Source organism: Brevundimonas basaltis (assembly GCF_014202075.1).
Classification (GTDB): domain Bacteria; phylum Pseudomonadota; class Alphaproteobacteria; order Caulobacterales; family Caulobacteraceae; genus Brevundimonas; species Brevundimonas basaltis.
Window position 1 is genome coordinate 646,088 of sequence record NZ_JACHFZ010000001.1, and the last position, 11,862, is coordinate 657,949.

Below are 11,862 nucleotides of genomic sequence, written 5' to 3' on the forward strand. Positions count from 1 at the left end.
GCGGCGCCTCGCTGCTTGAGGGACGTGCGCTGACCTCGATTGTTTCATGCTCCAGATCACCGACCTGACTTTCAGCGCCTGGGGCCGCAAATTCCTCGAGGACGCCTCGGTCAGCCTGCCGCCGGGATCGAAAGTGGGCCTTGTGGGCCGCAACGGCATCGGCAAGTCGACGCTGTTCAAGCTGATCCTCGGCGAGCTGGCCGCCGGCGGCGATGAGATCACCCTGCCGAAGACGGCCCGCGTCGCCTCGGTCGATCAGGAGCACCCGGCCACCCCCGTCAGCGTGCTGGAAACCATCCTCGAGGCCGATGTCGAGCGCCATGACCTGCTGACCCGGCTGGAGACCGCCGAGCCCGAGGAGATGGGCGAGATCTGGACCCGGCTGATCGAGATCGACGCCGACGCCGCCCCGGCCCGGGCCGCCGAAATCCTCGTCGGCCTCGGCTTCGACCAGGACAACCAGCAGCGGCCGATGTCCGAGTTCTCGGGCGGCTGGCGCATGCGCGTGGCCCTGGCGGCCGCCCTGTTCGCCGAGCCGGACATGCTGCTGCTCGACGAACCGACCAACTACCTCGACCTCGAAGGCGCCCTGTGGCTTGAGGCGCGGCTGAAGAAATATCCGCACACCGCCCTGATCATCTCCCACGACCGGGAGATGCTGAACGAGGTCTGCACCCACATTCTGCACCTCGCGAACCGGACCCTGACCCTCTACACGGGCAACTACGACCAGTTCGAAAAGGCCCGCGCCGAGAAGGCCCGACTGCAGCTCTCGGCCAAGGCCAAGCAGGACGCCGAGCGCGCCCACCTGCAGGCCTTCGTCGACCGCTTCAAGGCCAAGGCCTCCAAGGCCGCCCAGGCGCAGTCGCGGATGAAGCGGCTGGCCAAGATGGAGCCGGTCTCGACCACCATCGAGGAGCGCGTCGCGCCCTTCATACTGCCCTCCCCGCCGCGCCCGCTGGCGCCGCCGCTGATCCGGCTGGAGGCCGCCAACGTCGGCTATGAGCCCGGCAAGCCGATCCTGCGCAATCTCAACCTGCGCATGGACCTCGACGACCGCATCGGCCTGCTCGGCGTCAACGGCGCCGGCAAGTCGACTTTCGCCAAGATGATCGCGGGCGCGCTGGACGTCGAGACCGGCGAACTGCACCGCGACCGCAAGATGCGCGTCGGCTGGTTCCACCAGCACCAGATCGAGGCCATGGACCCGACCGACACGCCGCTGGAGATCATCCGCCGCGCCATGCCGGACGCGAGCGAGAGCAGCCGTCGGTCAAAGCTGGCCCAATGGGGTCTGGGCTATGAAAAGCAGGAAACCACCGTGGCGTCCCTGTCCGGGGGGGAGCGGGCGCGGCTGCTGCTCAATCAGGTGGCGATGGACGCCCCGCACGTCCTGATCCTCGACGAACCGACCAACCACCTCGACATCGACAGCCGCCGGGCCCTCCTCGATGCGCTCAACGAATACTCCGGCGCCGTCATCCTGATCACCCATGACCGCTCGCTGATGGAGTTGGTCGCCGACCGGCTGTGGCTGGCCGCCGACGGCACGGTGAAGCCCTTCGACGGCGACATGGACGATTACGCCAAATTCGTCCTCGACCGGGCAAAGCAGGCGGCGGTGAAGCCGTCCCAGATCAAGGCGGAGGCCGAGGCGAAGGTCAGCCTTCAGGTAGACAGCGCCCGCGGCCCGAACGACAGGGCGAACAAGAAGAAATCCGGCCCGTCCCCCTCGACACTGCGTCACGCGGTGAAGAAGGCGGAAGAGCGGATGGCGGCCCTCACCGCCGAGGTGGCCCGCATCGACGACGATCTCGCCAACGCCGCGGTCAGCAATCCGAAGGCGCTGGAGGGATTGACCCGGGCACGCGCGAAAACCCAAGCCGATCTGGAAGCAGCCGAGGCCGCCTGGATGCAGGCCGAGGAGGCGTTGGCGGAGGTGAACTGAGACCGACCCTTGGAGCGGGACCAGACGGGCGTTATTACAGAAACCTCATGCTGCCGGCTGCATCCACAGGCGGCGCGGACGGCCTCCTTGTCGTCGAAGGCGTGAGAGTCACGCTCCAGCGGGGTGCCAGAATGTTCGATTCCACTGTCTCCAGGAACCAGGGCCCGAAGGGCCGCCATCCGGTTCAGGGCCGTCGCGGCGGTATCCGCCTCACCCTCGTCAGCCTGACGGCCCTGGCGCTCTGCGCCGCCCCCGCGCTGGCCCGGGACCCGGAGCGTATGGACCAGGTCGTGCGAGCCTCGGTCGAGGCCGAGCAGTTCAGCGGTTCGGTTCTGGTCGCCCGCGATCGCGAAATCCTGCTCGACCGGGGTTACGGCCTCGCCAATCGGGAATGGAACATCCCCAATGACGGCGACACCAAGTTCCGCCTGGCGTCGGTGACCAAACAGTTCACCGCCGTCGCGGTGATGATCCTGCACGAACGCGGTCTGGTGGATCTGGACGCGCCGGTGAAGACCTGGCTGCCGGACGCGCCGGCGGCCTGGGATGACGTCACGGTCCGCCACCTGCTCACCCACACCTCCGGCGTGCCCAGCTTCACCAGCTTCGACGATTACGACGCGACGAAGACCTTGCCCGCCACCCTGGACAGCCTGATCGCGCGCTTCCGCGATCGGCCGCTCGACTTTCAGCCGGGCGAGGGCTGGGCCTATTCCAATTCAGGCTATGTCCTCCTGACCGCCGTCGTCGAGCAGGCGAGCGGCCAGTCCTACGCCGACTTCGTCGCCGGTGCGCTGTTCCAGCCGCTCGGCATGAGTGACAGCGGCTATGACAGCCACGCCGCCATCCTGCCGCGTCGCGCGGCGGGGTACACGCCCAGCGCCCGTGGCATCATCAACGCCGACTATGTGGATATGAGCATCCCCCAGGGCGCGGGTGCGCTCTATTCCACCACTCACGATCTCCTGAAATGGACACAGGGAGTGTTTGGCGGCCGTTTGTTGCGTCCGGAATCGCTCACGCTTCTGACGACGCCGGTTCGCAACCAGTACGCCTTCGGTCTGATCGTGACGGAGAAGGACGGAAACACCACCGTCGGCCACTCCGGCGGCATCGAAGGCTTCAACACCTATCTGGCCTATGATCCGGCGCGCCGGATGACGGTCGTCGTCCTTGGGAATCTCAATGGCGCCGGCCCGGATCAGGTCGGGGCCTCGCTTATGGCGCTTGCGCGCGGTCAGGCCGTCACCCTGCCGGGCGAGCGTCAGGCCTTCACGGTCGCGCCCGAAGTGCTGAGAGCCTACGAAGGCGTCTACGAGCTGACCCCGACATTCGCCATCACTGTATCGCTGGTGGACGACAGGTTGATGGCGCAGGCGACCGGCCAGGACGCATTCGAACTGCATGCGGAATCCGCCGACGCGTTCTTCCTGCGCGTGGTCGACGCCCAGGTCACCTTCACCCGTGACTCCTCGGGAACCGTCGACGGTCTGATCCTGCACCAGGGCGGCAGGGACACGCCCGCGCCGAAGAAGTAACGCGGCTCGGGCCTGTCGCCTGTAGGCGAACGGCCGGTCCCCCGGCTAAGATGCCGGCCCTATGGCTGAACACCCCGAAATCTGGTTCTACCACCTCGAACGTTCGACGCTCGATCAGGTGTTGCCGGGCCTGCTCGAGAAGACGCGCGAGCGAGGCTGGCGGGCGCTGGTCCGCGCCGCCGACCAGCGGCGGCTGGACGATCTCGACGAGCGGCTCTGGACCTATCGCGACGACAGTTTTCTGGCCCATGGCCGCGCCTCGGAGCCGGAAGCGGCGCGGCAACCCATCCTTCTGACGCAGTCCGCCGAGAACCCGAACGGCGCTCAGGCGCTGTTCATCCTGGACGACGCAGAGCTTGGCGATACGAAAGGGTTCGATCGATGCTTCATCATCTTCGACGGTCGGGACGACACCGCGGTGGCTGCGGCCCGGGTGCGCTGGAAGACGTTGAAGGACGGCGGCGCCAATCTCGCCTACTGGAAGCAGTCGCCCGAGGGACGCTGGGAAAAGGCGGCCTGATCGCGCTCGCCGCGCTCGCGGCCTGTTCGACCCCGGCGTCTGACGCGCCTGCGCCCCGGACGGTGGAGCGGGCCCAGATGAGCCAGCCGATCGGCGCTCCGGTGGTCAGCCCCACCGCCGACCTGTGCAAGGCCGGCGAGCTGCAGTGGCTGGTGGGGAAACCGAAGACCGAGATCCCCGTTCCCGTTGACGTGGTCAACCGCAGGGTGACCTGCACCACCTGTCCGGTGACCGAGGAGTTCTCGCCCCACCGCCTGAACATCTTCTTCAACGACCAGACGGACATCGTCGAACAGGTTCGCTGCGGCTGAAGCCAAGGGAGACGCCCCATGAAGATTCATCTGCCCAGCCTCGCCGCCGCCGGCCTGCTGATCGCAGCCTGCGCCCCGGTCGAGCCGGGCCCCGCGCCGACGCCCCCCGGGGACAGCCCGTCCCAGTGTCGCGCCGACCACTATCAACGCTATATCGGCCGCAACCGGTCCGAACTCCCGGCCCGGCCCGCCGGAGAGGTCTGGCGCGTGACCTGCACCACCTGCCCGGTGACCATGGATTACAACCCCGCCCGCCTGAACATTCTCTACGACCAGTCCAGCGGCGTGATCCGGGAGGTCAAATGCGGATGAGAACCCTTGTCCTGACGGCGGGCGCGCTCGTCCTGGCGTCCTGCGCCCCGATGCCGGAGAGCGCGGGCGACCCGATCCCCCAGCGCTGCGACGCCGGGGCCAACCAGTCCCTGATCGGATCGCACGTCGGCGCCGTCAGCTTCCCGGCCGACGCCAATGTCCGCGTGGTCTGCACCACCTGCCCCACCACCAAGGACCTGCGCCCGGACCGGCTCAACGTTCGCTTTGACCAGGACACGGGCATCATCCGGAGGGTGGATTGCGGCTGATCGTCCTGACCCTCGGGGCCGCGGCGACGCTGGCCGCCTGCACCGAACCGGCGCCCCCGTCCGCGCCGACTGAGCCCCGTCCATCCCCTCCGGCCAGACCGGAGGCGCCGCCCACCCCGGTTCCGGCCGATGGGTGTGGGGCGGCCGAACGTCAGGACTGGGTCGGTCGCGCACGCTCGGACCTGCCGGCCCCTCCGTCGCGGGCGAATTGGCGGATCTACGAAACCGGTCAGCCGGTGACCCAGGACCTGCGGCCCGATCGGCTCAACATCGAAATCGATCCGGACAGCCAGACCGTCGTCCGCCTCGGCTGCGGCTGAGCCTCGCCCCGCTACCTCGGGAGTCGCGTGTGTCGCGGATGTCCCTGCCGGTGTAGCCGCCGTGTCCATGATCTGTAGCGGCCGGGTCGCGGATATGTCCCGCTTGTCGCGGGCGAATGTGACGCATGTCTCTGGTCGAGCTGATCGAAATGGCCGTCCGAACGGGCCGATAGCCCGTCCGGCGCTGGTCGAAATCGTCACGAACTGGCTACGGCCCGCGATGCCGCCGCATCAGCTCTCGTAGCTATCGGCCACCATGCGATCGAGGGTGCGGACGCCCCAGCCAACAGGGCCGTCGGGCACGGTCGGGTTCTTGCTGTCCTTGACCCAGGCCGTCGGCGCGATGTCGATGTGGGCCCACGGGACGCCGTTGGTGAACCGCTGCAGGAACAGGGCGGCGGTGATCGAGCCGCCGGCGCGGCCGTTTCCGGTGTTCTTCACATCGGCGATCGGGCTGTCGATGTGACGCTCGTAAGCCTCCGGGATCGGCATCCGCCAGGCGTTCTCGCCGACCTTGGGCGCGGCGGCGAGGAAGTTGTTCGCCAACTCGTCCGAGTTCGAGAAAACACCCGCATATTCAAGGCCAAGGGCGACAATCATGGCCCCGGTCAGCGTCGCCAGGTCGAGCATGAATTTCGGCTTGAACCGCTCCTGGGTGTACCAGAGGCAGTCGGCGAGGACGAGGCGGCCCTCGGCATCGGTGTTCAGGATTTCGACCGACTGGCCCGACAACGACATGACCACGTCGCCGGGGCGCTGGGCGTTCCCATCCGGCATATTCTCGACCAGGCCGATGACACCGATGGCGTTGACCTTCGCCTTGCGACCCGCGAGGGCGTGCATCAAGCCCGAGACAGCGGCCGCGCCGCCCATGTCCCACTTCATCTCCTCCATGCCGTCCGACGGCTTGATTGAGATGCCGCCGGTGTCGAAGGTCACGCCCTTGCCGACGAAGGCAATCGGCTGGTCGCCCTTGTTGCCGCCGTTCCACTTCATGATGGCGACCTGGCTCTCGCGGCGGCTGCCCTGCCCCACCCCGAGCAAGGTGCGGAAGCCGAGCTTCTCCAGCTCCTTCTCGCCGAGCACCTCGACCTCGAGGCCGATCTTTTCCAACGCCTTGACGCGTTTGGCGAACTCGACCGGATACAGGACGTTGGCCGGCTCGGCGACGAGATCACGCGAAAATTCAACGGCCGCGGCGACGGGCGAGAGCTTGCCCCAGGCGGCCTGGGCTGCCTTCACGTCGCCGGCGACGATCTTGATGGTCTCGATCGACGGGGTCTTCTCGGGCTTCAGCGTGGTGCGGTACTTGAGGAACCGGTAGGCGGCCAGGCGGGCGCCGAAGGCGGCGCGCGCGGCCTGATCGGCGGACAGGGAGCCGGCGTCGATGGTCAGCGTCTTCGCGCCCGAGAGCTTGACGGCCTGATAGGCGGCGCCGGCAGCCGTCTCCATCGCCAGATCGTCGAACTTGCCTGGATCGCCCGCGCCGGTAAGCACCACCGTGTCGGCGTCGATCCCGCTTGGGGCCGCAACGACGAGGGTGCTGTTCGCGCCACCCGTGAAGCGGCCGGCGGTCATGGCCCGGGTTAGGGCGCCCGAGGCGGCCGTATCATGTTCGGCGCCCTTGCCCTGGAAGGCGCGGCCTTCGTGAACCAGTACCGCCAGCACCTCGGCTCCGCTGGCGTTCGCGACGAACTCGATCTTCATGAGGCTACTCCTGCCGGGATGGAACGCCCCGGTCGTACTTGCAGTGACGCACGCGGGCGACTGTCGCCGGTGCGTGGGGATGTGTATTAGAGGCGTTCCCGCCGCCGCCTGCAACGGGCGATTTTCTCCGCTTATGACGCTGATTCAAGGCTATCTATTTCGCCAGATCGCCCGCCCCGTCGTGGGAGCGTGCGCCGCGCTGGCCGGTATCGGCATCCTGAGCCAGAGCCTCGACCAGCTCGAAATCATCGTCGAGCGCGGTCAGAGCGTCTGGGTCATGGTCAAGCTGACCCTGCTCGCCGTGCCCCAGCTTCTGGCGGTGATCGTGCCGATCGGCCTGTTCGTCGGAGCCCTCGTCGCCCTCACCCGACTCCAGCGGGAACAGGAGCTCACCGCGGTCTTCGCATCCGGCGTCACCCGCTGGTCGGCGATTCGGCCGGCCGTGCGCATCGCGGCCATCGCTGCGGTCCTGACTCTGGTCGTCACCACTGTGCTGCAGCCGTGGGCGCAACGGCAGGCGCGGGCCGAGGCCTTCGCCGTCCGCACCGATCTCGCCGCCCTGCTCGTCGAGGAGGGCCGCTTCGTCCAGGGGCCCGAGGGACTGACAGTCTATGTCCAGCAGATCGAACAAAACGGCCTGCTGAAGAACATCTTCATCTACTTGGCCGAGGATGATCGGGTTACCACCTGGGACGCGGCCGAGGCCCGATTTTCCCGGATCGACGGCGAGCCGATCCTGACCCTTATCGATGGGTCGTGGCAGCGATACTCCAGCCGGGGCGTGCTCGAACACCTCTCCTTCGGGCGTCAGGATGTGCCGCTGGGCCCCTACACCGAGGTCACGGACACAGTCCGCTACAAGCCGTCCGATCTTTACCTGACCCAGTTGCTCAACCCCTCCCCGCAGGATCTCGACCGGATCGGATCCGCCGGCGAGCTCAGGGCCGAGGCGCATTCGCGGCTGTCCGCCCCCCTGTATGCGCTGCTGGCCATGGCGATGGCGCTTTCGGCCATCCTCGGCGGTCAGTTCAGCCGCACCGGCTACGGCCTGCGGATCGCCCAGGTGGCGGCGGCGTTCCTGACCATCCGCATCGTCGGCTACGGCGTAGTGGCCGCCAGCGCTTGGAACGGCTGGCTGAACGTATTCCAATACCTCCTGCCTCTCGCGGCGACCGTCGTCGCCCTGCGCCTGCTGTTCCGCGCGCTCAAGCCCCGGCGGCGGCGGTCATGGCCGGCCTACGATCGCCTGAAGGCGAGGTTCGCGTGAGCGCCGACACCACGCCTTCATGGCTGAGGCTGGGGCGGATCGAGCGCTATGTGCTCCTCCAGCAGGCGCGCTATCTGGCCATCGCGCTGGGCGTCATCGCCGCCCTGATCATGCTCATCGACTTCGTGGAAATTTCCCGGGGCGTGGGCTCGGACGTCGACCTGTCCGGCGTCCGTATCCTCGGGCTCATGCTGCTGAAATCGCCGCAGGTGATCATCCAGCTGCTGCCGTTCGTCTTTCTGTTCGGCACCCTCGCCGCCTTCGTGGGGTTGAACCGGAGAAGCGAGCTGATCGCCATGCGCGCGGCCGGGTTGTCGGCCTGGCGGTTCGTGTTGCCGGCTGCGGGAGCGGCCTTCCTGTTCGGCGCGCTGACGGTGACAGCTCTGGGTCCTCTGGCCGCGTCAGGGGACGGCCTGTTCCAGCGCGAGCGCAGCCGACTCTCGGGCGCCCGGGACGCGGCGGAAGCAGTCTGGATTCGGGAGGGCGACGACACCCGGCAGATGGTCATTCGCGCGGAACGACAAGACCGGAGCAACGCCCAACTCCTCGGCGTGACCTTCTTCATCTATGCCAACGACGGCGACGGTCATCGCACTTTCCGGGAGCGGATCGACGCGGCGTCCGCCTCGTTGAGCGCCGGTCGCTGGCGGTTGGTCGACGCCGTGGGAGCCCAGGTCGGCCAACGGGCAGTGCGCTACGAAACGCTCGACCTGCTTTCCAGCCTTGCCGACGACGAGGCTTTCGAGCGATTCGCGCGGCCGCAGTCGACCCCGTTCTGGTCGCTTCCCGGTCAAATCGCCCGGGTCGAGGCGGCGGGCTTTTCCAGTACGGCTTATCGATTGAGGCTCCAGCAGTTGCTGGCCACGCCCCTGATGTTCGCGGCCATGTCGATCCTCGCCGCCGCCTTCTCGCTGCGACTGATGCGATTGGGCGACCTCGCGCGGATGAGCCTGGCGGCGGTGGTGCTCGGCTTCGGCTTTTTCTTCGTCAACCAGGCGGCGTCTGCGTTCGGCTCGGCAGAGGTGATCCCGCCCTGGCTGGCGGCGTGGCTGCCGCCAATGCTGACGGCGCTCGCCGCCTTCACCTTGCTGTTCTATACCGAAGACGGCTAAGCGAGCCGTCGCCCATCCTCCTTTGCCGCCCATCGAGTGAGCCTGAATGCCGCGTGACAGCCACGCCGAAACAGGAGCCCTGCGCCTCCGGCTTCTGGCCGGCGCGGCGGCCGTGGCCGTGGCGTCATGGAGCGGGACGGCGCAGGCCCAACAGACTCCGCCGGCCGGTGGCCCCGTCGCGCAGCCCGGCCTCGACGGCCTGACACCGGAAGCGGTCTATCTGGAGGCGGACACCGCGTCGCGCGACGGAGACGTAATCTCCGCGGCCGGCGGGACGGAGCGGGTTCTGGCCCGCTTCCGCAACACCACCCTGCGCGCCGGCAGCTTGTCCTATGATCTGAATCTGGGCGTGGCGACGGCCGATGACCGGGTCGAGTTCATTGATCCCGAAGGCAACGTCGTCTTCGCCAGTCATCTGGAGCTCGACTCCGACCTGAAGGCCGGCGTGGCCGTCGACTTCGCCACCCGCTTCCGCAACGGGGCCAGCCTGATGGCGGCCACGGCCGTGCGTCGCAGCGAGAACGTCAACGAGCTGAACTACGCCCTGTTCACCCCCTGCCCCATCTGCGACGCTGAAGGAAATCCCCGGGAGCCGAGCGTCGCCATCCAGGCAGAGAAGGTAGTGCAGGACGAGAGCCTGCGCGCGGTGCTGTACCGAAACGCCGTCTTCAGGGTCGGAGGCGTGCCGGTTTTCTACCTGCCCTGGTTCGCCCATCCGGACCCGACGGTCGAGCGGGCCTCCGGCTTCCTCGCACCGACTCCCAGCTATGACGAAGGTCGGGGCTTAAGCCTTGAGGTTCCCTATCTTCAGGTGGTGTCACCATCGGAGGACTGGCTGATCAGTCCCCAGCTTAACAACCGGGTCGCGCCGCTGCTGAACCTGCAATGGCGCCGTCGATTCGCAGACGGCACGGTCGTGCTGCGCGGCGGCTACACCTACGAGCGGAACTTCGGCGACTTCGATCTCGACAACGACGGCGATGCCGAGAGCAACGTAAAATTCGGCGACCGCACCAGCCGCAGCTATTTCCTCGGGCACGGCCGGTTCGATCCGGCGGGCCCATGGCGCTGGGGCTTCACGGCCGAGCGCACCTCGGACAAGACCCTGTTCGACCGCTACGATGTGCGCGACCCCTATCAGGACAACGGTCTCTATTACGGCGACCAGCGCCGGCTCATCAGCCAAATCTACGCCGAGCATCAGACCGACCGGTCCTATGTCTCGGTCGCCGCCTTCACCTTGCAGAGCCTGCGCGTGGCGAAGTTCGACCCGATCACCCCCGCATTGAACGAGTTCGAGCGCGACGGCGCGCTTCCCGCCGTCGCACCTCTGGTGGAAGCGCGATGGGAGCCGGACGGGCCCGTGCTGGGCGGACGGCTGCGCCTGCGGGGGTCGGCGGTCGCCCTCTATCGCGACGATTACGTCGGCAGCCCGGTGCTCCGGCCGCAGGTTCTCCCCACCGGGCCGACCCTGGGTTTCCCTGGCGTCGACAGCCGACGGGTGTCGGCCCAGGCCGATTGGCGCAAGACGATGATCTCGCCGGCGGGCGTGCGATGGGAGCCGTTCATCGACCTGCGCGCCGATTACTATTCCGTCGCCGACCTGCCACCCGCCCTTGGGCTGGACGAGGAATCGATCGGGCGCGGGCGCGCCACGGCAGGCGTCGACGTCAGCTATCCGTTGATCCGGCGATTTGGGGCTACGGAGATGATCCTCGAGCCTATAGCGCAGTTGTCGCTCTCGACCGATCCGGATCTTGACCCCCGGATCCCGAACGAAGACAGCGAGACCATCGAACTCGCCGAGAGCTCGCTGTTCAGGGTGGACCGGTTCCCGGGGCACGATCTTTACGAGGGCGGCCTGCGCCTCACAACGGGCGCGCGGACCACGCTGCGCTGGGACGCCGGACGGCAAGCCAGCCTGTTCATCGGCCGCAGCTTCCGGTCCGACGAAGAGCCCGCCTTCCTGATTCCCGTTCCGGACTCTCCGGGCGATCTCTACGATCCGACCGGTCTGGCGGCAGACACCTCCGACTGGGTCATGCAGGGCGAGTTCTCACCGTCGGACCGCATTCGCGGCTGGGGCCATGCCACGATCGATTCCGGCGGCAATGTGCGGCGGGCAGAGATCGCCGTCGACGGCCGATGGGGGCGGCGAAACCTGGCGACGGTCAGCTACATTCTCGACCGCTCCAACCCTCTGGCCGGGCCGAACAACCGGAACTACGAATTCGTCCAACTGGCGGGTCAGCAGTTCCTGTATGGCAATTGGGGGGTGGCCTTTGCGGGAATCGCCGATCTCGAACGGACGCCCCGTCCGGGCCAGCCCGATCCAGGTTATCTGGTGCAATCCGAGATTGGCCTTCTGTTCGATGACGACTGCTTCCGTTTCGAACTCGGCTGGCGGCGGGACAATACCAGCGTGAGGCCGTCCGGCCCCTCCGAGGGCCCTTATGTGCGCCTAACCCTCGCCACTTTCGGCGGTACAGGATATTGACGGGGCGACAGGCGCCGGCCGGCGTGCGATCTCGGTCGTGCGCGGGCTGCCAGAACGGGGC

The 11,862-nt window shown here is 67.6% G+C and carries 11 protein-coding genes; 10 read left to right on the forward strand and 1 reads right to left on the reverse strand.

Annotation, left to right across the window (positions count from 1 at the left end):
* Positions 1-46: 46 nt before the first annotated feature.
* From HNQ67_RS03390 to HNQ67_RS03420, 7 genes are all read left to right on the forward strand, one after another.
* On the forward strand, positions 47-1,948 hold the full coding sequence (locus tag HNQ67_RS03390) for an ABC-F family ATP-binding cassette domain-containing protein (protein ID WP_183252311.1): 1,902 nt from the start codon (positions 47-49) through the stop codon (positions 1,946-1,948).
* Positions 1,949-2,079: 131 nt separating this feature from the next.
* Positions 2,080-3,486 carry a serine hydrolase gene (locus HNQ67_RS03395; RefSeq protein ID WP_183252313.1) on the forward strand — a complete coding sequence of 469 codons (1,407 nt, stop codon included), beginning with the start codon at positions 2,080-2,082 and terminating at the stop codon, positions 3,484-3,486.
* A gap of 61 nt (positions 3,487-3,547) precedes the next feature.
* On the forward strand, positions 3,548-4,006 hold the full coding sequence (locus HNQ67_RS03400) for a DNA polymerase III subunit chi (protein WP_183252315.1): 459 nt from the start codon (positions 3,548-3,550) through the stop codon (positions 4,004-4,006).
* A 77-nt stretch (positions 4,007-4,083) separates the two neighbouring features.
* A complete protein-coding gene (locus HNQ67_RS03405; protein ID WP_246347415.1) occupies positions 4,084-4,317 on the forward strand; it encodes a hypothetical protein in 234 nt (77 codons plus the stop codon).
* A gap of 18 nt (positions 4,318-4,335) precedes the next feature.
* A complete protein-coding gene (locus HNQ67_RS03410) occupies positions 4,336-4,629 on the forward strand; it encodes an I78 family peptidase inhibitor (protein ID WP_183252317.1) in 294 nt (97 codons plus the stop codon).
* Positions 4,626-4,898 carry a peptidase inhibitor I78 gene (locus HNQ67_RS03415; protein ID WP_183252319.1) on the forward strand — a complete coding sequence of 91 codons (273 nt, stop codon included), beginning with the start codon at positions 4,626-4,628 and terminating at the stop codon, positions 4,896-4,898. Before HNQ67_RS03410 ends, HNQ67_RS03415 begins: the two co-directional genes overlap by 4 nt.
* A complete protein-coding gene (locus HNQ67_RS03420; protein WP_246347416.1) occupies positions 4,889-5,218 on the forward strand; it encodes an I78 family peptidase inhibitor in 330 nt (109 codons plus the stop codon). The genes HNQ67_RS03415 and HNQ67_RS03420 overlap by 10 nt, the downstream gene beginning before the upstream one ends.
* Positions 5,219-5,449: 231 nt before the next feature.
* On the opposite strand, the gene HNQ67_RS03425 is transcribed toward HNQ67_RS03420, so the two are convergent.
* Positions 5,450-6,925: a leucyl aminopeptidase gene (locus tag HNQ67_RS03425; protein WP_183252321.1), complete on the reverse strand. Its 1,476-nt coding sequence runs from the start codon at positions 6,923-6,925 to the stop codon at positions 5,450-5,452.
* 133 nt (positions 6,926-7,058) lie between these two features.
* Here HNQ67_RS03425 and HNQ67_RS03430 point away from each other — a divergent pair, with 133 nt between their 5' ends.
* Genes HNQ67_RS03430 through HNQ67_RS03440 form a run of 3 tightly spaced genes read left to right on the forward strand, consistent with a single transcriptional unit; the run spans position 7,059 to position 11,801 of the window.
* On the forward strand, positions 7,059-8,192 hold the full coding sequence (locus HNQ67_RS03430; protein WP_183252323.1) for an LptF/LptG family permease: 1,134 nt from the start codon (positions 7,059-7,061) through the stop codon (positions 8,190-8,192).
* Positions 8,189-9,304, forward strand: coding sequence for an LptF/LptG family permease (locus tag HNQ67_RS03435; protein ID WP_343054799.1), 1,116 nt, complete (start codon positions 8,189-8,191; stop codon positions 9,302-9,304). Before HNQ67_RS03430 ends, HNQ67_RS03435 begins: the two co-directional genes overlap by 4 nt.
* A gap of 46 nt (positions 9,305-9,350) precedes the next feature.
* Positions 9,351-11,801 carry an LPS-assembly protein LptD gene (locus HNQ67_RS03440; RefSeq protein WP_183252327.1) on the forward strand — a complete coding sequence of 817 codons (2,451 nt, stop codon included), beginning with the start codon at positions 9,351-9,353 and terminating at the stop codon, positions 11,799-11,801.
* Positions 11,802-11,862: the final 61 nt, after the last annotated feature.